16 protein-coding genes and 1 tRNA gene are annotated in these 18,266 nt (G+C 66.4%); 15 read left to right on the top strand and 2 right to left on the bottom strand.

Going from position 1 to position 18,266, the window contains the following annotated elements:
* Window position 1 precedes the first annotated feature (1 nt).
* The 11 genes from PV772_RS18515 (at window position 2) to PV772_RS18565 (ending at window position 11,362) form a co-directional block, all read left to right on the top strand.
* Entirely contained in the window at window positions 2-673 is a 672-nt protein-coding gene (locus PV772_RS18515; RefSeq protein ID WP_307360569.1) for a DUF501 domain-containing protein, read from the top strand.
* Window positions 670-1,617: a Ppx/GppA phosphatase family protein gene (locus PV772_RS18520; RefSeq protein ID WP_347887107.1), complete on the top strand. Its 948-nt coding sequence runs from the start codon at window positions 670-672 to the stop codon at window positions 1,615-1,617. The genes PV772_RS18515 and PV772_RS18520 overlap by 4 nt, the downstream gene beginning before the upstream one ends.
* Window positions 1,618-1,620: 3 nt before the next feature.
* Window positions 1,621-3,027: a S8 family serine peptidase gene (locus tag PV772_RS18525; RefSeq protein ID WP_347887108.1), complete on the top strand. Its 1,407-nt coding sequence runs from the start codon at window positions 1,621-1,623 to the stop codon at window positions 3,025-3,027.
* A gap of 34 nt (window positions 3,028-3,061) precedes the next feature.
* Window positions 3,062-4,528, top strand: a complete 1,467-nt coding sequence (locus PV772_RS18530) for an FAD-dependent oxidoreductase (RefSeq protein ID WP_347887109.1) — start codon at window positions 3,062-3,064, stop codon at window positions 4,526-4,528.
* A 114-nt stretch (window positions 4,529-4,642) separates the two neighbouring features.
* A tRNA-Leu gene (locus PV772_RS18535) sits at window positions 4,643-4,716 on the top strand.
* Between the two features lie 249 nt (window positions 4,717-4,965).
* Complete coding sequence (locus tag PV772_RS18540) at window positions 4,966-6,198, top strand: branched-chain amino acid ABC transporter substrate-binding protein (protein WP_141161191.1); 1,233 nt, start codon at window positions 4,966-4,968, stop codon at window positions 6,196-6,198.
* Window positions 6,199-6,350: 152 nt separating this feature from the next.
* The gene (locus tag PV772_RS18545) at window positions 6,351-7,358 is read left to right on the top strand and encodes a branched-chain amino acid ABC transporter permease (protein WP_141161190.1); all 1,008 of its coding nucleotides are present in this window, start codon (window positions 6,351-6,353) and stop codon (window positions 7,356-7,358) included.
* On the top strand, window positions 7,355-8,602 hold the full coding sequence (locus PV772_RS18550; RefSeq protein WP_347887110.1) for a branched-chain amino acid ABC transporter permease: 1,248 nt from the start codon (window positions 7,355-7,357) through the stop codon (window positions 8,600-8,602). Before PV772_RS18545 ends, PV772_RS18550 begins: the two co-directional genes overlap by 4 nt.
* Window positions 8,599-9,594 (top strand): ABC transporter ATP-binding protein, encoded by a 996-nt coding sequence (locus PV772_RS18555; RefSeq protein ID WP_141181028.1) that lies wholly within the window; start codon window positions 8,599-8,601, stop codon window positions 9,592-9,594. Before PV772_RS18550 ends, PV772_RS18555 begins: the two co-directional genes overlap by 4 nt.
* On the top strand, window positions 9,581-10,294 hold the full coding sequence (locus PV772_RS18560; protein ID WP_141161187.1) for an ABC transporter ATP-binding protein: 714 nt from the start codon (window positions 9,581-9,583) through the stop codon (window positions 10,292-10,294). The genes PV772_RS18555 and PV772_RS18560 overlap by 14 nt, the downstream gene beginning before the upstream one ends.
* 150 nt (window positions 10,295-10,444) lie before the next feature.
* Window positions 10,445-11,362 carry a Bax inhibitor-1/YccA family protein gene (locus tag PV772_RS18565; protein WP_347887111.1) on the top strand — a complete coding sequence of 306 codons (918 nt, stop codon included), beginning with the start codon at window positions 10,445-10,447 and terminating at the stop codon, window positions 11,360-11,362.
* Window positions 11,363-11,451: 89 nt separating this feature from the next.
* Here the strand turns inward: PV772_RS18565 and galK are convergent, their stop codons facing one another.
* On the bottom strand, window positions 11,452-12,633 hold the full coding sequence (gene galK, locus PV772_RS18570) for a galactokinase (RefSeq protein ID WP_347887112.1): 1,182 nt from the start codon (window positions 12,631-12,633) through the stop codon (window positions 11,452-11,454).
* The gene (gene galT / locus PV772_RS18575; RefSeq protein ID WP_347887113.1) at window positions 12,630-13,787 is read right to left on the bottom strand and encodes a galactose-1-phosphate uridylyltransferase; all 1,158 of its coding nucleotides are present in this window, start codon (window positions 13,785-13,787) and stop codon (window positions 12,630-12,632) included. The genes galK and galT overlap by 4 nt, the downstream gene beginning before the upstream one ends.
* Before the next feature lie 102 nt (window positions 13,788-13,889).
* Between galT and PV772_RS18580 the strand changes: the two genes are divergently transcribed.
* From PV772_RS18580 to PV772_RS18595, 4 genes are read left to right on the top strand one after another with little or no spacing between them, the layout of a single operon-like run.
* The gene (locus tag PV772_RS18580) at window positions 13,890-14,840 is read left to right on the top strand and encodes an aldose 1-epimerase family protein (protein WP_347887114.1); all 951 of its coding nucleotides are present in this window, start codon (window positions 13,890-13,892) and stop codon (window positions 14,838-14,840) included.
* A 36-nt stretch (window positions 14,841-14,876) separates the two neighbouring features.
* Window positions 14,877-16,220 (top strand): AI-2E family transporter, encoded by a 1,344-nt coding sequence (locus PV772_RS18585; protein WP_246857384.1) that lies wholly within the window; start codon window positions 14,877-14,879, stop codon window positions 16,218-16,220.
* A gap of 3 nt (window positions 16,221-16,223) precedes the next feature.
* Window positions 16,224-17,462, top strand: coding sequence for a threonine ammonia-lyase (ilvA, locus tag PV772_RS18590; RefSeq protein WP_141161183.1), 1,239 nt, complete (start codon window positions 16,224-16,226; stop codon window positions 17,460-17,462).
* A gap of 8 nt (window positions 17,463-17,470) precedes the next feature.
* Window positions 17,471-18,100, top strand: coding sequence for a rhomboid family intramembrane serine protease (locus tag PV772_RS18595; protein WP_347887115.1), 630 nt, complete (start codon window positions 17,471-17,473; stop codon window positions 18,098-18,100).
* Window positions 18,101-18,266 lie beyond the last annotated feature (166 nt).

The following is an 18,266-nucleotide window of genomic DNA, read 5'->3' on the forward strand; positions in this document are numbered from 1 at the left end:
AGTGGAACACAACACGGCAGCCGCCCGGGACGAATCCCGCCAACCAACAGCACACGACCTTGAAGTACTGAGCAGGCAGCTGGGACGCCCCGTCCGCGACGTCGTGGAGATTCCGGCCCGTTGCGTCTGCGGCAACCCGCTCGTGGCGGCCACCGCACCCCGCCTCAGCAACGGCACACCGTTCCCCACCACCTTCTACCTGACGCACCCGGTGATCACGTCCGCGGTTTCCAGGCTTGAAGCTGCCGGGGTCATGAACAGCATGAACGACCAGCTGGCCGGTGACGACAGGCTGGCCACGGCCTACAGGGCAGCCCACGAGGAGTACCTCGCCGCCCGCGAAGCCATTGGGCAGCGTTCGGGCATCGGCCCGGTGCCGGAGATCGACGGCGTCTCCGCCGGCGGTATGCCCACCCGCGTCAAGTGCCTGCACGTCCTGGTCGGCCACTCCCTGGCCGCGGGCAGCGGCGTCAACCCCCTGGGCGACGAAGCGATCCGGATGATCAGCGAGTGGTGGACTGCTGACAAGTGCTACTGCGACGGCGCCTGGGACACCGCCGGTGAGGCACCTTCCCGCGACCTGAGCCGCCACGGGCCCCAAGGGCTGCCGGAGATCGTGGGCCGTCCCGCCCCGGTCCGGAAATCCGCCGGAACCACGGGGGTGCCAGAGTGACCCGCGTGGCCGCCATCGACTGCGGCACCAACTCCATCCGGCTCCTGATCGCCGACATCGACCGCAGCAACGGCAGCACGGTCCTTACCGACGTCCACCGCGAAATGCGCGTCGTCCGGCTCGGGCAGGGCGTGGACGCCACCGGAGAGCTGGCCCCGGAGGCGTTGGAGCGCACCCTCGCCGCAACAGCCGATTACGCCCGCCTCATCGAGGAGCACGGCGCAGGGCGGATCCGCTTCGTTGCCACGTCCGCCAGCCGCGACGCGCGCAACCGGGATGTTTTCGTGGACGGCGTCAGGGAACTGCTGGGCGTGGAACCGGAGGTCATCTCCGGGGGCGAGGAAGCGGCATTGTCCTTTGCCGGGGCCAGCAGCGTCCTGCCCGTCCTCGACGGCCAGCAGGTGCTCGTGGTGGACCTCGGCGGGGGAAGCACCGAGTTCGTCCTGGGCACCGCCGCAGGCGTCACGGCCGTCAAGTCCGTGGACATTGGCTGCGTCCGCCTGACCGAACGGCACCTGCGCAACGATCCGCCCACCGCTGGACAGATTGCCGCAGCGGAAGCCGACGTGGACGAGGCCATGGCCCGCGCCGGCCGTGACGTACCGCTGGAACGCGCCACCGCCGTCGTCGGGGTGGCCGGCTCCGTCACCACCATCACCGCCCATGCGCTCCGCCTGCCGGAATATACGCCGGAGGCCATCCACGGCGTGGCGCTTCCCATTCGGAAGATTGGCGACGCCGCCACCGACCTGCTGGACATGACCCGCGCCGGCCGGGCAGCCCTGCCGTACATGCACCCCGGGCGGGTCGACGTGATCGGTGCCGGGGGACTGGTATGGCGGCGCATCCTGGAACGGATGGGGGAGCTGACCGGTGGAAGGATCACCGCAGCCACGGCAAGCGAGCACGACATCCTTGACGGCATCGCACTGAGCATCGGGTAGTCCATGCATTCCACCCCAGCTTCAACCCCGCTTGTCTCCCGTGCCGTGGCCGCCGCAGTGGCGGTCCTCCTGGCCGCCTGCTGCCTCTGTGCCGGCCTGTTTACCGCCCCGTCCGCGCGTGCCGACGAATGGCGGGACAAGGAGTACTGGCTGGCGGACTCGGGCATCACCAAGGCCTGGGAGGTGTCGAAGGGCGCGGGCGTGAAAGTGGCTGTCATCGACAGCGGCATCGATGCCCAGCACCCGGACCTGAAAGGCTCCGTTGTGGGCGGCTACGACGCGTCCGGCTCGGGCCAGCCGGACGGCCAGAAGAGCGTCGGCTCCAAGCCGGAACACGGCACCCTCGTAGCCACCATGCTGGCAGGGCGCGGGCACCAACCCGCCAGCGCCAGTCCCAGTCCCAGCCCGGGACCGGCCGTTCCTCCGGACGGCATCATGGGTGTGGCACCCGAAGCGCAGCTGCTCTCCGTCTCAACCTGGCTCGGTTCGGCCAACCCGTCCGGCAAAAGCGACCAGGACCAGATTCCGGAGGCGGTGCGCTGGGCGGTGGACAACGGCGCCAAGGTCATCAACATCTCGCTCGGCAGCACCACGCCGCAATGGCCGCAAAGCTGGGATGCCGCCTTCCTTTACGCCGAACAGAAGGACGTGGTCATCGTAGCCGCTGCCGGAAACCGGGTAGGCGGCAACACCCAGGTGGGCGCCCCGGCCACCATTCCCGGCGTGCTCACCGTCGCCGGCCTTGACCGCAAGAACGTGGCCAGCGTGGACGCGTCATCGCAGGGCATCAGCATCGGGGTGGCTGCACCCGCCGAGAACCTCCTCGGCGGCCTCCCCGGCGGCGGCTACGCGGAATGGGCCGGTACGTCCGGATCCACCCCCATCGTGGCCGGCGTGGCCGCCTTGATCCGGTCCAAGTGGCCGGACATGAGCGCCGAACAGGTCATCAACAGGATCGTCTCCACCGCCCAGGACGCCGGGGCCCCGGGCAAGGATCCGTTGTACGGCTACGGGATCCTCAATGCCGAGGCGGCCCTCAAGGCCGACGTTCCGCAGGCCACCGTCAATCCGTTGGGCACCATCGCCGAGTGGATCCGCGTGCACAGGCGCGGCAACGCCGCGCCTGCAGCCCCGCTCCCAACCGCGACGCCAGTGCCCAGCGCCGCACCCACGCTGCCGGAAGCCACCGTTCCCGCCGCCAAGGCCCCGTCACAGCGGGACAGCGCCATTGGCGCCGCCGTCGTGATCGGTTTTGCCGTCCTTTTCGTGGTGATCATCGCGGCCGCTGCCATCCAGCTCCGCAGGGCTGCCCGCAACGGCTCCCTGGCCGTTGAAGAACCGGATACCGGGGTGATGGAAAGCGTGCAAGCACCCCGGAACCAGCAGGTTACGGAGGCGTCCGACGGCTAGTGAAGATTTTCACAAACTCCTGTATCCTTGAACAATGGCAACCACCCCACAGCCCCAGGACCGTCCCAGGGTACTCGTCGTCGGCGGCGGGTACGTCGGCCTGTACGTAGCACTGAAACTGCAGAAGAAGATCGCGAATGCAGGTGGCATCGTCACCGTCGTTGATCCCCTGCCCTACATGACTTACCAGCCCTTCCTCCCCGAGGTGGCAGGTGGCAACATCGAAGCCCGCCACGCAGTGGTCTCCCACCGCCAGCACCTCAAGCAGACTGAGCTCATCCAGGGCCGCGTCACGTCGATCGACCACGTCAACCGGACGGCTGTGGTGGCTCCTGCCGACGGCGGCGAGAACTTCGAGGTTCCCTACTTCGACGTCGTCCTTGCAGCCGGCGCCATCACCCGCACCTTCCCCATCAAGGGCCTGGCGGACAAGGGCATCGGCCTGAAGACCATCGAGGAAGCCGTTGCGCTGCGCAACAAGCTCCTGGAGCGCATCGAGGTTGCCTCCACCATGACGGACCCCGCGGCACGCGCCCGGGCGCTCACCTTCGTGGTGGTCGGCGGCGGTTTCGCCGGCATCGAGTGCATCACGGAAATGGAAGACCTCGCCCGCGCCGCCGTGCGCAACAACCCCCGCATCAAGCAGGAGGAAGTCCGCTTCGTCCTGGTCGAAGCCATGGGCCGCATCATGCCCGAGGTCACCGCCAAGCAGGCCGACTGGGTGGTTGAGCACCTGCGCAGCCGCGGCATCGAGGTCCTGCTGAACACCTCGCTGGACAGCGCCGAAGGCACCCTGAAGCTGATCAACCTTCCGGACAAGACCCCTGCCCAGGAGTTCGAGGCAGACACCCTGGTGTGGACCGCCGGCGTGCAGGCAAACCCGATGGTGCGTTCCACCGACTTCCCGCTCGAGCCCCGCGGACGCGTCCGCGTCCTGCCGGACCTGCGCATCGCAGGCGACGAAGGCATCGTGGAGAACGCCTGGGCAGCCGGCGACATCGCCGCAGTTCCAGACCTCACGGGCAAGGGCCTGCCGGACGGAACCTGCGTCCCCAACGCCCAGCACGCCCTGCGCCAGGCCAAGCGCCTCGCCAAGAACCTGTGGGCTTCCCGCTGGGACAAGCCCCTGGCGGACTACAAGCACAAGAACCTTGGTGCAGTGGCCGGCTTCGGCGAGTGGAAGGGTGTTGCCAACATCAACCTGCTGGGCCGGATCGGGCTCAAGGGCGGCCTCGCCTGGCTGGCCCACCGCGGCTACCACGGCATGGCCATGCCCACGGTGGAGCGCAAGTTCCGCGTCATCCTGAACTGGATCATCGGCTTCTTCGCCGGACGCGACACCACGCAGCTGATGGACCTGGACAACCCGCGCGGTGCCTTCGTCTCGGCGGCCACTCCCGCCCCCAAGCCAGCCGCTGCGCCCGCAGCAGTGCCGGCTGGCGGCTCCAGCGCCACGGCCACCGCCGCTCCCAAGGAAACCGTGGCGGCCAACGCCAAGTAGCGCATTTGTTCCACCACGCTTGACACCGTCCGACGGCGGCCGTCCCCTTTGCAGGGAACGGCCGCCGTCGGCGTTTCCAGCCAACGCGTCCCGGGCAGGTACCATGGACCCGGCGCCCCAGTAGCCCAATTGGCAGAGGCAGCGGACTTAAAATCCGCGTGTTGTGGGTTCGAGTCCCACCTGGGGTACACCTTGGTTCCTTCCGGCGCCCTGAGGGTTTGCACACCGGGAAGCCGCCTGCACAGCAGGCGGCTTCCTGCGTTTAAATTCCGCATAGGCAACGACTGTTATAAGGCTGTGACCTCTGTCACTCAGTTTCGCTGCTGTCTATGCACTAGCTTGAACCTAAATCAGGAATTCCTGGTCCCATTCCGGGCGCCGAAGCGCCCCATTGATCCGCACGCGCATCGCATGGCCCTGTTTCGGAAGGCAGACAAATGTACCGAAAGAAAGTCCTCACCTCGTTGGCAGCAGCAGCCACATTCAGCATGCTGCTGTCGGCCTGTGCCAACCAGGCGGGCCCCGGCACCACGGAAAGCTCAGGCTCGTCCGGCAAGGTGAACATCCCCGCCATTTCGAAAGTCGATGTCCCTGCCGGTGCGGTAAAGCCTGCCGGCGACGGGAAGGCGACCTGCCCTTCGACCACCACTCTCGCCTACGCAGGCGCGCAGACCGGCCCCAATGCCCAGCTCGGCGTCAACATCTTCAACGGCATCCAGCTGGCCATCGACCAGCACAACAAGTCCAACCCGGGGTGCCAGGTCCAGTTCAAGAAGTTCGACACTGAAGGTGACCCCAACAAGGCCACCGGCCCCGTCACCCAGCTGGTGAGCGAGTCTGACATCGTGGGTGTGATCGGCCTGCCGTTCTCCGGTGAATCCAAGGCCACGGGCAACATCTTCGAGCAGAAGGGCCTGGTCCACATCACCCCGTCGGCCACCAACCCCGGCCTGACCGGCAACGGCTGGACCACGTTCTTCCGGGGCCTCGGCAATGACGCCGTCCAGGGCCCCGCAGCCGCCAAGTTCCTCACCGGGAAGCTCGGCGCGAAGAAGGTGTACCTGGTCCAGGATGACTCCGACTACGGCATCGGCCTGGGAACCTCCACCTCCGCAGGCCTGGGCAGTGCCCTTGCCGGGACGGAAAAGGTGACCACAGGGCAGAAGGACTTCTCGGCAGTCATCTCCAAGATCATGAATGCCAAGGCAGACGCGGTGTTCTACTCCGGGTACTACGCCGAGGGCGCCCCGTTCGACCAGCAGCTGGTTGGAAAGGGCTTCACCGGAACGTTCGTGGCACCTGATGGCGTCAAGGATGACCAGTTCATCAAGCAGGCCGGTGACGCGTCCAACAACGCGTACTTCACCTGCCCGTGCCTCCCGGGTGAGCTGATTCCGGAATTCGCATCGGCCTACAAGGACGTTTCCAAGGGAGCAGAGCCCGGAACGTACTCCATCGAAGGCTACGACGCCGCAACCGTCCTCCTGTCCGGTATCGACGCCGGCAAGCAGAGCCGTGCTGACCTGCTGGCCTGGGTCAAGGCTTATGACAAGGACGGACTCAGCAAGCACTACAAGTGGGATGCCAAGGGCGAGCTCCAGGCCCCCACGGTTTACGGCTACAAGGTGGAGAACGGAAAGATCGTTCCGGTCGGTCCCATTGGGGACTAGCAACCACGCATGAACCGGCTGTGGGGGCCAGCATCAGCGGGCCCCCACAGCCTTTTCTTCGCTTGGCGCAGCCCAGGACCAAGCAACGTCAATAGACACAAGTCCCACGGCCGGGCCCACAAGGCCGCGTGCAACTGGATCAGGATGTTCCCATGCTTCCCTCTCTTGTCCCACTACTCCCGACGGAAAACGACTGGATCACCTTCGACATACCGTCCCTGGCCCAGAACTTCTGGAGTGCCACCTTTGACGGCCTTACCTTCGGGGCCATCTATGCGCTCGTGGCGCTGGGGTACACCCTGGTTTACGGCGTCCTGAACCTGATCAACTTCGCGCACTCGGAAGTGTTCATCGTTGGCTGCTACGCCGTCTTCTTTACCCTCAGCAGCCTAGGCTTCGGCCCCTCAGCTCCCCGGCTCGACATCTGGGCCATCATCCTGAACCTGCTGTTGGCGCTGGTCCTGGCCATGCTGGCATCCGCCGTGACAGCGTTCCTGCTGGAGCGGATCGCCTACAAGCCCCTGCGGCAACGAAACGCGCCCCGCCTGGTCTTCCTGATCACCGCCATTGGTGCTTCCTTCACCATCCAGTACCTCATTTACCTCTGGCGCGGTCCCAGCCCCGAACTGGCCCTGACCATGTTCCGGCCCACCCCCATTTTCGACGTCTTCGGCACCATCATCGATTCGCAGCAGCTGGTGATCATCATCGCCGCCGTGATCATGATGGTGGGCATCGACAGGTTCATCAGCAAGTCCCGCACCGGCCGCGGCATCCGGGCCGTTGCCCAGGATCCTGACACCGCCACATTGATGGGCGTCAACAAAGAGCGGATCATTATTACCACCTTCGTCATCGGAGGCCTCCTCGCAGGAGCCGCCGCCTTGTTCTACGTCATGAAAATTCCGTCCGGTGTCCAGTACAGCGGTGGCTTCGTCCTGGGCATCAAGGCCTTTGCCGCCGCGGTGCTCGGCGGCATCGGCAACGTCCGGGGGGCATTGCTGGGCGGGCTGCTGCTTGGCCTGATCGGCAACTACGGCCAGATCCTGCTGGGCAACTCGCAGTGGACCGACGTCGTGGCGTTCGTGGTGCTGGTGCTCGTGCTGCTGCTGCGGCCTGAAGGCATCCTGGGCACCTCCCTTGGAAGGAGCAAAGCATGAGTATGACGGACGGCCCCACGCCGCTGCAGACCGCTGCAGCCCAGCAGGCAGCCGAGGAACGTGAAGCTTCCGAGAAAGCCGCAGGCAAGAGCGACCACCGCCCAAGCGGAAAGCGCACGACCGGTTACCTTTCGGACCGCTGGCACGCCCTGTCCCGCCAACAGCAGTGGGCCTTCCTGGTGGTCGTCGTGGTACTGGCCTACCTGCTTCCGCTGCTCAACCCGCCCATCATCACCACGGAGCCCGGCAACAACTTCGCGCTGGCCTGCTTCGACATGGCCCGGTTCGCGCTCATCGCCGTCGGCCTCAACGTGGTGGTCGGATACGCCGGCCTGCTGGACCTTGGGTACGTCGCCTTCTTTGCGGTGGGTTCGTACGTTGCCGCCATGCTGACCAGCCCGGATTCGCCCTACCTGCACATCCCTTACCTCTGGACGCTTCCGGTGGCCATGGCAGTCACCATGTTCTGCGGTGTCATGCTGGGCGTGCCTACACTCCGGCTCAGGGGCGACTACCTCGCCATCGTGACGCTCGGCTTCGGGGAGATCATCCGCATCCTGGCCACCATCATTCCTGCGATGAAGGGCCAGGTGGGATTCCAGAACGTCGGCCACCCGCCGGGTGACGGTGCCGACGGAACGCCGATCTTCTCCAACTCAAACGGTGTGCCCTGGTACTGGCTGACCCTGACCATCATCATCATCGTCACCCTCCTGGTGGGCAACCTGGAACGCAGCCGGGTGGGCCGCGCCTGGATTGCCATCCGCGAAGATGAGGACGCGGCGGAAATCATGGGTGTTCCCACCTTCAAGTACAAGGTGTGGGCTTTCGCCATCGGCGCTGCAGTCGGCGGGCTTTCCGGTGCACTCTTCGCCGGGCAGGTGGGGTTCGTCAACAACCAGAAGTTCGACGTCACCACCTCCATCCTGTTCCTCGCCGCCGTCGTCCTGGGCGGTGCCGGCAATAAGGTGGGCGCCATTCTGGGTGGAGCGCTGGTCAGCTACATCCCGTTGAGGTTCACGGCCATCGCCGAGTACAAGTACCTGATCTTCGGGATCGCGCTGGTGCTGATCATGATCTTCCGCTCCCAGGGGCTCCTGCCCGCGCGGCAGCGGCTGCTTGCCTACGGCAGGACGGCGCTGAACAAGGTCACCAGCCGTGAAGGTTCGGCGCCGAAAGACAAACACAATCCACCGGCCGGCCCCGAAGCACCGGTGGCCGGACAGAGAGGAGCGGAGGCATGAGCTCCGAGGAAAGGCACGCGGGCTCCGGCAGCGTCGAGGAGCAGCCGGCGCAGCAAAGCCCGGGCCGGCACAGCGCGGACCAGGCCAGCCAGGTTCAGGAGGATTCGGTGGCCCCGATCGCGCCGGAGCTGGACATGGACGCCCTTGCCGAGGCCGGCGTGGACCAGGAACTGGCCGAGAAGGTCGCCCCGGACCGCGACATCGCGGTCAAGGTGGGCGACAACATCGTGGAGGTGCAGAACCTGACCATCAAGTTCGGCGGCCTGGTGGCCCTGGACAACATCAGTTTCAACATCAAGCGCGGCGAGATCCTGGGCCTCATCGGGCCCAACGGCGCCGGGAAGACCACCTGCTTCAATGCGATGACCGGCGTGTACAAGCCCACCAGCGGAAAAGTGGTGCTGGAGGGGCAGGTCCTGAACGGCATCAAGCAGCACAAGATCACCCGGCTGGGCCTGTCCCGCACGTTCCAGAACATCCGGTTGTTCGGTGAGATGACCGCGCTGGAGAATGTGGTGGTGGGCCTGGACGCGCGGCACCGGACCAGCGTCGGCGGAGCGCTGCTGCGCCTGCCCACCCACATCAAGGAGGAAAAGTCGGCCATCGAGCGCGGCATGGCCCTGCTGGACTTCGTGGGCATCGGCAGCCATGCCCATGTCCTGTCCCGGCAGCTGCCCTACGGCTACCAGCGCAGGCTTGAGATTGCCCGGGCCCTGGCCACTGACCCGAAGGTCCTCTGCCTGGACGAGCCCGCAGCCGGCTTCAACCCGGCCGAAAAAGAGGAACTGATGGCCCTCATCCGCACCATCAGGGACGAGGGCTACACCGTGCTGCTGATTGAGCACGACATGAAACTCGTCATGGGCGTGACCGACCGGATCGTCGTGCTGGAATTCGGGAAGAAGATCGCGGACGGACTGCCCCGCGAAATCCGCGAAGACCCGCGTGTTATTGCTGCTTACCTAGGGGAGCCTGAAGATGACGTTGCTTGAACTTGCGGGAGTTTCAGTCCACTATGGCCGCATCCAGGCCCTCAGGGACATCTCCTTCACCGTCGACGAAGGCGAAGTGGTGGCGCTGATCGGTGCCAACGGTGCCGGCAAGACCACCACCATGCGGACCATCTCGGGCCTGCTGAACTGCTCCGAGGGCAGGATCACTTTCGAGGGCCAGGACATTACCAAGATGAAGGCCCACATCCGGGTGGTGCACGGAATCTCCCAGGCCCCGGAAGGACGCGGCATCTTCCCTGGCATGACCGTCATGGAAAACCTCGACATGGGAACGTTCGGGCGGAAGGACAGAAGTGGAGTGCCCAAGGACCTGGACCGGGTCTTCGACCTGTTTCCGCGGTTGAAGGAGCGGGAGAAGCAGTACGGGGGAACCATGTCCGGTGGTGAGCAGCAGATGCTTGCCATCGGCAGGGCCCTTATGTCCAACCCGAAACTGCTGCTGCTCGATGAGCCCTCCATGGGCCTTGCGCCACAGTTCATCCGCCAGATCTTCAAGATCATCAAGGAGATCAACAACCAGGGAACCACCGTCCTTGTGGTGGAGCAGAACGCCAACCAGGCCCTGGCCGGAGCACACCGGGCATTCGTGCTCGAGACGGGGGAGATCACCCACAGCGGCACCGGCAGGCAGCTGTTGGAGGACCCCTCCATCAAGGAGGCGTACCTGGGCGTGGGTTAGCCCTCCTGATGGGGCCCGGGTACCAACCGTGGCAACGGTCACGGTTCGGTTGCAACCGGGCCCCATGGGAACTTTCGCGTCGCCCCCCACGTGGGAATTGGTAGCGTAACAAAAAGCTCATCACCCACACCCACATGGAGGAATCCCGCAATGGCACTTGGCGGCAACCCGATCTTCAACGGAAAGAGTTTCCGTGGAGCCACCCAGGCACCGCCTGTCCCGCAGGCTCCCTATGGCGCTTCCTACGGCCAGCAGCCGTACGGCCAGGTACCCTACGGCCAGCAGCCGTATCCCCAGCAGGGCTGGGGCACCCAGCCGCAGAGCGTGACGGACGAACAGCTGCGGCAGATGTACAGCCAGCCGTCGGCAGGGCCCGCGGACACCGGCCGGATGACGTTCGACGACGTCATCATGAAGACCGCCGCCTGCCTCGCCGCGGTGATCGCCGGCGCAGCAGTCACCCTGGTGGTGGCGCAGGGGCTGGCTTCCCTGCTGATGCTCGTCGGTGCCCTGGGCGGGTTCGTCCTGGCACTGGTCAACACCTTCAAGAAGCAGCCCTCGCCGGCGCTGATCCTGGCCTACGCTGCCCTGGAGGGCCTGTTCCTGGGCGGCCTGACCCGGATCCTGGACGGCATGTTCCCCGGTGTCGGGCTGCAGGCCGTGATTGGCACACTCTCGGTGTTCGCCGTGACCCTGGTCCTCTTCAAGAGCGGCAAGGTCCGGGCCACCCCGAAGGCCATGCGGTTCTTCATGATCGCCCTTATCGGCTATGCCGTGTTCGCGCTGATCAACATGGTCATGATGTGGACAGGCGCCGTGCAGAGCCCGTTCGGCCTGCGCACCTCCGTCGAGATCTTCGGCATCCCGCTGGGCGTCTTCATCGGCCTGCTGGCCATCGGCCTCGCCGCCTTCTCGCTGATCATGGACTTCACCAGCATCGAGGCGGGCGTCCGCAGCGGCGCCCCGCAGCGGTTCTCCTGGACGGCAGCGTTCGGCCTCACGGTCACGCTGGTCTGGCTGTACGTGGAGATCATCCGCCTGCTGGCCATCCTGCGCGGCGACGACTAGGCACCCCGGCAACTTCCGCCGTCGTACTCCAAAGGACCGTGGGCCCCACCGAACCGGTGGGGCCCACGGCCATTTAACGCGAAGCCCGCCTAGGCGATGCGCATGGCTCCGGCTGCAGGGAAAACCGTGAAGATGTCCGGGACCGCAAACCCGGCGTCCGCGAAAGCCTTCACGACGGCGTCACGCACCTTTTGTTCGGCTTCCACCGGCGTGAGGGCAATGGCTGCCCCGCCGAACCCGCCGCCGGTCATACGGGCCCCGATGGAACCGTTGGCCCGGGAGGTGTCCACGGCCAAGTCCAGTTCAGGGCATGAAATCTCAAAGTCGTCCCGCATGGATGCATGGCTGGCGTCCAGCAGGGGGCCGATGGCGCTTGGGCCGGGGCCGCCCAGCAGCTCCACGGCCTGGAGCACCCGGCGGTTCTCGGTGACCACGTGACGCACCCGGCGGAACGTGACCTCGTCCAGCAGCCCGCTTGCCTCCTCAAGGTCCGCTACCTCCAGGTCCCGCAGGGCCTTCACCCCCATGACCTCGGCGCCGAGCTCGCACGATGCCCGCCGTGAGGCGTAGCCGCCGTCGGCGTGGGAGTGCGACACCTTGGTATCGATCACCAGGAGCACCAGGCCTGCGGGTTCGGTTTCAAACGGGACCAGGCGCGCCGCCTGGTCCCGGCAGTCCAGGAAGACTGCATGGCCCTTTGAGCCGCGCAGGGACGCGGACTGGTCCATGATTCCGGTGGGCGCACCCACAAAGTCGTTCTCCGCGCGCTGGGTCGCCAGCACCATGTCCTCGGCTGCCAGCCCGGCGCCGGTGAGGTCGTTGAGTGCGGTGATGACAGCGCATTCGATGGCGTGCGACGACGACAGGCCCGCACCCAGCGGGACGTTCGAGTCGAGGAGCAGGTCCACGCCCGGGACGTCGATGCCCCGTTCCCGGAGGGCCCATATGACGCCCAGGGGGTATTTGGTCCATCCCTTGGCGGTTCCGGGCTGAAGTGACTCCAGCGAGGTGGTGACCAGGCCCTGGTCGCCGTAGGTCGACAACAGGCGGACGGCGGAGTCGGGCCGGGCTGCCACGGCCACCCTGGCGGTGCGGTCGATGGCGAAGGGCAGCACGAAGCCTTCGTTGTAGTCTGTGTGTTCGCCGATGAGGTTCACCCGCCCCGGCGCCTGCCACACGCCGTCGGGAGCGGCGCCGAACTCCTGTTCAAAACGGGCCGCCAGCTCCCGTGGCGCGGCGGCTCCGGCATCGGGGTGGTTTTGGGGGCTCACGCATGCACTCCTTCCGTGGTGGCCGCAAGGGCGGCAGCAGGCGTGGACGACGGCGGGACGGCAACGGTGCGCAGCCGTTCCGCCACGATTTCGGGGGTGGTGTCGTTGATGAAGGCGCCCATCGCCGCTTCCGACCCGGCCAGGTACTTCAGCTTATCGGCTGCCCTGCGCGGGGATGTCAGCTGGAGGTGGAGGTAGCCCGCCGGGCGCAGGACCGCGTCCAGCGGCGCCTGGTGCCACGCCGAGATGTACGGGGTGGGGGTGGGATACAGGGCGTCAACCCGCTTGAGCAGGTCCAGGTAGACATGGGCCAGTTCATCCTTCTCCTCCCCGCCCAATGCGGCGAGGTCGGGGACCTGGCGGTGCGGAACCAGATGGATCTCCAGCGGCCACCGGGCAGCGAAGGGTACATAGGCGCTGAAGTGCTTTCCTTCCACCACCATCCTGCTGCCATCCTCCCGCTCAGCGCGGAGCAGTGAGCCGGTGAGGGTATCCCGGCCGTCCTTGGCGTCGTAGTACCTCCGGGCCGCGGCACCCAGGACACCGGCGCGCGGCGTGACGTAGGGGTAGGCGTAAATCTGTCCGTGCGGATGGTGCAGGGTCACGCCGATGTCCGCGCCGCGGTTCTCGAACGGAAACACCTGCTGGATGCCCGCCATGGCGCTAAGGGCAGCGGTGCGCTGCGCCCACGCCTCGACCACGGTCCGGGACCGCTCCTGGCTCAGCTCGCTGAAGGCCCCGGTGTGGTCCGGGGTGAAGGACACCACCTCGCAGCGGCCATAGGCAGGGCCCTTGGTTCCCCAGGCGGCATCCTCCGGAACCGGTCCCAGCGCCGGTCCCAGGGAGGGGAACCGGTTTTCGAAGACCACCACGTCATAGTCGGCGGCAGGGATTTCGGAAGCATTCCCGGGGGTGGTGGGGCAGATGGGGCACTGGTCCGCCGGCGGCAGGTGGGTGCGGGCCTGGCGGTGCGCTGCGATGGCCACCCATTCGTCGGTCAGTGCGTCGAAACGGACTTCGCCGGGTTCCGCCCGCGGCGGCAGGCCGCGGTGGTCGGTCGTCGAGTGCGCCGCACGCGGGACGCTGGTGCCGGCGTCGTCGAAGTAGAACAGCTCCCGGCCGTCGGAGAGATTGGTGCTGGTGATCCCTGTCATGAAAAAAGTGTGGCATAAACGATCAAGAATGAATAGTTAAGAACAAAAAGTAACAGAGTGGCGGAATGGAGGTGCCCGGCCGCCCGTTGTACGGTAATCCCCATGACTGCCTTTTCCGAACAGGAAGCCACAGCCCGGCCCTGTGCCACAGGCCGGCAATTCGAGCTCCGCCGCGGCGACGCCGTAGCCGTAGTGACCGAACTCGCCGCCGGCCTCCGTTCGTTCAGCCGGGGCGGGGTCCTCCTGACCGAGACCTACGGCGATGGCGAGATTGCACCGGGCGGGGCCGGCATCACGCTGGCTCCCTGGGCCAATAGGGTGGAGAACGGACAATGGTTCCTCGACGGCAAGAAGCAACAACTGGACATCACGGAAGTGTCCCGGAACAACGCCAGCCACGGCCTGCTTCGAAATGCCGGCTACGTCCCGGTCGGGGAATCCCCGCACGCTGTGGCGCTGGAGGCCACCGTGTTTCCGCAGCACGGCTACCCGTTCCTGGTGCGGCACCGGGTGGAGTACCAGCTTTCGGAAGACCTGGGGCTGCAGGTCCGGCAGACACTCACCAATGACGGTGCGGCGGCCGCACCTTTCGTCCTCGGCGCGCACCCCTACCTGCGGGTCGGTGACACTCCGACCGGGGACCTGCAGTTGACAGTGTCTGCCGGGACCCGCCTGGTAACCGATGAGCGCCTCATCCCGCGCAGTGCAGCCCCGGTGGACGGGGACGTTGATTTCCGGGCCGGCCGGCACATCGCGGACCTTGCGGTGGACGTAGCCCTGACGGACCTCCGCTTTGAGGAGGGTGTGGCCAGGCATACCCTGGCCGCGGGTGACGGCAGCAGCGTCTCGCTCTGGCAGGACGAATCCTGCCAGTACGTCCACGTCTTCGTGAGCACGGTCTATCCGGGCCGGACGCGGGCGGTCGCCGTGGAGCCGATGACGGGACCGGCCAATGCCTTCAACTCCGGCGAGGGCCTCCGGTGGCTGGCGCCGGGGGAGTCCTTCAGCATGGAATGGGGAATCGACTACACCCCCGGCACGGCAGGGCAGTAGTTTCCCATTGGAGCGGCGCTGGGGAAGTATTGGTACATGACGCCACAAGAGGACGACGTTACCTTTGCCCATCCAGCACCGGTGCCCCCGGTGCCGGCACCTGCCACCGCAGCGGCCCCCCTGCGGGTGCTCACCGACCGTGAACTGGACAAGGACATCCCTTACGGCATCCGCATCGCCGCCTCCTGGTCGTGGCGGCTGGGCCTGATCCTCCTGATGGCCGGGACGCTGGTGTGGCTGCTCAGCCACATCACCCTCCTGATTATTCCCATCATGGTGGCCGCACTCCTTGCCGGGCTGCTCAGCCCAGTCACGTCATGGCTGAAGCGCCGCGGGCTGCCCGCAGGACTGGCCGTCGCACTGACCGTGATCGGTTTCATCGGCGTCATCGCCGGAGCGCTGGCACTGGTGGGCAGGCAGCTGGCGGTCGGTTTCGGCGAACTCTATTCCCAGGCCCTCGAAGGCGTCCGGCAGGTCCAGGACTGGCTGTCCAGCGGGCCCCTGCACCTGACCGCCACCCAGATCGACCAGTATGTCAAGGACGCCACCGACGCACTGCAGAACAACAGCAGCAGCATCCTCAGCGGCGCCCTGTCCTTTGGCAGCACTGCCGGACACTTCGCCGCCGGCATGCTGCTCTCGCTGTTCATCCTGATCTTCTTCCTCCTGGAGGGGGACCGGATCTGGGCCTTCCTGGTCAGGATGCTTCCCCGCAAGGCCCGGGCAGCAACCTTCGGTGCCGGCCACAAGGGCTGGGCATCCATGGTCAGCTACGCCCGCATCCAGATGTTCGTGGCCGCCGTCGACGCGCTGGGCATCGGCGTGGGCGCCGCCATCATCGGCGTACCGCTCGCTCTTCCCCTGGGCGTGCTGGTGTTCCTCGGCTCCTTCATCCCCGTGGTGGGCGCCCTGGTGACCGGCGTCGTAGCCGTCCTCCTGGCCCTGGTGGCCAACGGTCCCGTGAACGCCCTGATCATGCTGGGCATCGTCCTGCTGGTCCAGCAGCTCGAGGGCCACATCCTGCAGCCCCTGGTCATGGGCAAGGCAGTGTCGCTCCATCCGGTCGCCGTGATCCTCAGCGTTGCGGCAGGCTCGTACCTCGCGGGCATCCCCGGCGCGCTGTTCTCCGTGCCGATTCTCGCCGTAGCAAACTCGGCCGTTCGCTACATTGCCGCCAGAACGTGGGAACATGAACAAGTGCCGGTAATCGCCGGGAGGCCCATCACCGCCGGAGCGGGCGGGGACAACACCATCGAGGACGTTGAACCGCCAACTGCATCCGACGCCGGGAACGGCCCGGAAACCGGCACGTCATCCGAGCACCGTGATGCCCGCGCCGCCTCCCCGGAGGGCACCGGGGCAAAACCCAGAGGAGAGTAGTCCGTGAAGATCCTTGAAACCCTTCCCGTCACACTGGACGATGTCCTTGAGGCGCAGAAGCTGCTGGACGGGATCATTGCGCGCACCCCCGTTGAATCGTCCCGGGCACTGGGAGGCATGGTGGGCGGCGACGTCCATTTCAAATGCGAAAACCTGCAGCGTGCCGGTTCCTTCAAGGTCCGGGGCGCCTACGTCCGCATGGCCCGGCTCTCCCCGGAAGAGAAAAAGCGGGGCGTCGTGGCAGCTTCGGCCGGCAACCACGCCCAGGGCGTTGCAGTTGCCGCCAAAAGCCTTGGCATCAAAGCCCGTATCTACATGCCGCTGGGCGTGGCGCTGCCCAAGCTCGCCGCCACCCGGAGCCACGGCGCCGAAGTCATCCTGCACGGGCACAACGTGGACGAGGCGCTCGCCGAAGCCCAGCGCTACAGCGATGAAACCGGCATGGTCTTTGTCCACCCGTTCGACAATGTGGACGTCGTGGCAGGCCAGGGGACCGTAGGCCTGGAAATCCTGGAGCAGGTCCCCGACGTCGACACGGTCCTCATGGGCGTGGGCGGCGGCGGGCTCCTGGCAGGAGTCGCTGTCGCCATCAAGGCCCGCGCCAGGGAACTCGGCCGGGAGATCCGCATCATCGGCGTCCAGGCGGAGAACGCCGCCGCCTACCCGCCCTCACTCGCCGCTGACGCGCTGGTGCCCCTGAAGAAGGTCTCCACCATGGCGGACGGCATCGCCGTGGGACGTCCGGGACAGCTGCCCTTCAGCATCATCCGCGAACTGGTTGACGATGTGGTCACCGTCAGTGAAGACTCCCTGGCCCGCGCCCTGATCTTCCTGCTCGAGCGGGCCAAGATGGTGGTGGAACCCGCCGGGGCAGTGGGTGTCGCCGCACTCATGGACGGCAAGATTGAAAACCCCGGATCCACCGTGGTGGTCCTTTCCGGGGGAAACATCGACCCGATGCTGATGCTGAAAGTCATCCAGCGCGGCCTTTCCGCAGCCGGACGCTACATGACCGTGCGGATGATGCTCGACGACCGCCCCGGTTCGCTGGCAACCATCGCCCGCATCATCGCCGAAAACGACGCCAACGTCACCGGCTTGGACCACACCAGGGTGGGCGGCTCCATCAGCATGGGCGATGTCTCCATCACCGTAAACCTCGAAACCAAGGGCCACCAGCATGGCGAGCAGGTCCTCAGTGCACTTCGCGCCGAGGGTTTCCAGCCGATTGTCGTGCACTAGGAACGGCCATGGCCGGGCTGGGTAACGGACTGGGGAGCAGCGGGCGCGGCCCGGACCGGCAGACAATCGCGACGCGCGCCAAAGCCGGACTGCTGGTGCTTGGCGGATTCGTGGCACTCCTGTTCGCCATCGAAGTGGTGAACACGATGATGCTGGGCGCCCTTACACGCACCTTCGGGCTGCGGCCCAGGAGCGCCGACGGGCTGCTGGACATCTTCACCTTCCCGCTGCTGCATGCCAACCTGAACCACCTGCTGTCCAACAGCCTGCCCCTGGTCATCTTCGGGTTCCTGGTCTTCCTTTCCGGGATGCGGGTCTTCCTCACGGCGCTGGCCTTCAGCTGGCTCGGCAGCGGAGTGGCCGTCTGGCTCATCGGCGACGGTGTCACGGTGGGCGCATCCGGGCTTGTCTTCGGGCTCTTTGCCTTCCTCCTGGTCCGTGGGTTCTTCAACCGCAGCTGGCGGCAGATACTGCTCGCAGTTGTCCTCTTCATGGGCTATGGAAGCATCCTGCTGGGCGCCCTTCCCTTTGTAGCGGGCTACGTCAGCTGGCAGGCGCACCTGGGTGGCGCTGCCGGCGGAGTGGTGGCGGCGCTGCTGCTGCGTCCCCGCGTCCCCGCGCTTCCGCGGGAGGCCTGACTCCGGTCCCGCCTCCCCACCGCACACCGTGCGCACATAGAAGCGGGGGGGGGGGCCCCGGGGGGGGGGGGGGGGGGGGGCCCCCCCCCCCGCGTCGACTCTCCGGCGGCACCGCTCAGCGTCGCCGAGCTCGATGGCATCGATGCCGTGGTCACCGGCAGCGCCG

Source organism: Pseudarthrobacter sp. CC12, assembly GCF_039907755.1.
GTDB lineage: Bacteria > Actinomycetota > Actinomycetes > Actinomycetales > Micrococcaceae > Arthrobacter > Arthrobacter niigatensis.

Excerpts from the sequence above, each read along its gene's own strand:
- PV772_RS18555 (WP_141181028.1), top strand. The coding sequence starts at position 8,599 with ATGAGCTCCGAGGAAAGGCACGCGGGCTCCGGCAGCGTCGAGGAGCAG.
- galT (WP_347887113.1), bottom strand. The coding sequence starts at position 13,787 with ATGACAGGGATCACCAGCACCAATCTCTCCGACGGCCGGGAGCTGTTC.
- PV772_RS18595 (WP_347887115.1), top strand. The coding sequence starts at position 17,471 with ATGGCCGGGCTGGGTAACGGACTGGGGAGCAGCGGGCGCGGCCCGGAC.
- PV772_RS18580 (WP_347887114.1), top strand. The coding sequence starts at position 13,890 with ATGACTGCCTTTTCCGAACAGGAAGCCACAGCCCGGCCCTGTGCCACA.
- PV772_RS18560 (WP_141161187.1), top strand. The coding sequence starts at position 9,581 with ATGACGTTGCTTGAACTTGCGGGAGTTTCAGTCCACTATGGCCGCATC.
- PV772_RS18550 (WP_347887110.1), top strand. The coding sequence starts at position 7,355 with ATGAGTATGACGGACGGCCCCACGCCGCTGCAGACCGCTGCAGCCCAG.
- PV772_RS18565 (WP_347887111.1), top strand. The coding sequence starts at position 10,445 with ATGGCACTTGGCGGCAACCCGATCTTCAACGGAAAGAGTTTCCGTGGA.
- PV772_RS18525 (WP_347887108.1), top strand. The coding sequence starts at position 1,621 with ATGCATTCCACCCCAGCTTCAACCCCGCTTGTCTCCCGTGCCGTGGCC.
- PV772_RS18585 (WP_246857384.1), top strand. The coding sequence starts at position 14,877 with ATGACGCCACAAGAGGACGACGTTACCTTTGCCCATCCAGCACCGGTG.
- PV772_RS18530 (WP_347887109.1), top strand. The coding sequence starts at position 3,062 with ATGGCAACCACCCCACAGCCCCAGGACCGTCCCAGGGTACTCGTCGTC.
- PV772_RS18545 (WP_141161190.1), top strand. The coding sequence starts at position 6,351 with ATGCTTCCCTCTCTTGTCCCACTACTCCCGACGGAAAACGACTGGATC.
- PV772_RS18540 (WP_141161191.1), top strand. The coding sequence starts at position 4,966 with ATGTACCGAAAGAAAGTCCTCACCTCGTTGGCAGCAGCAGCCACATTC.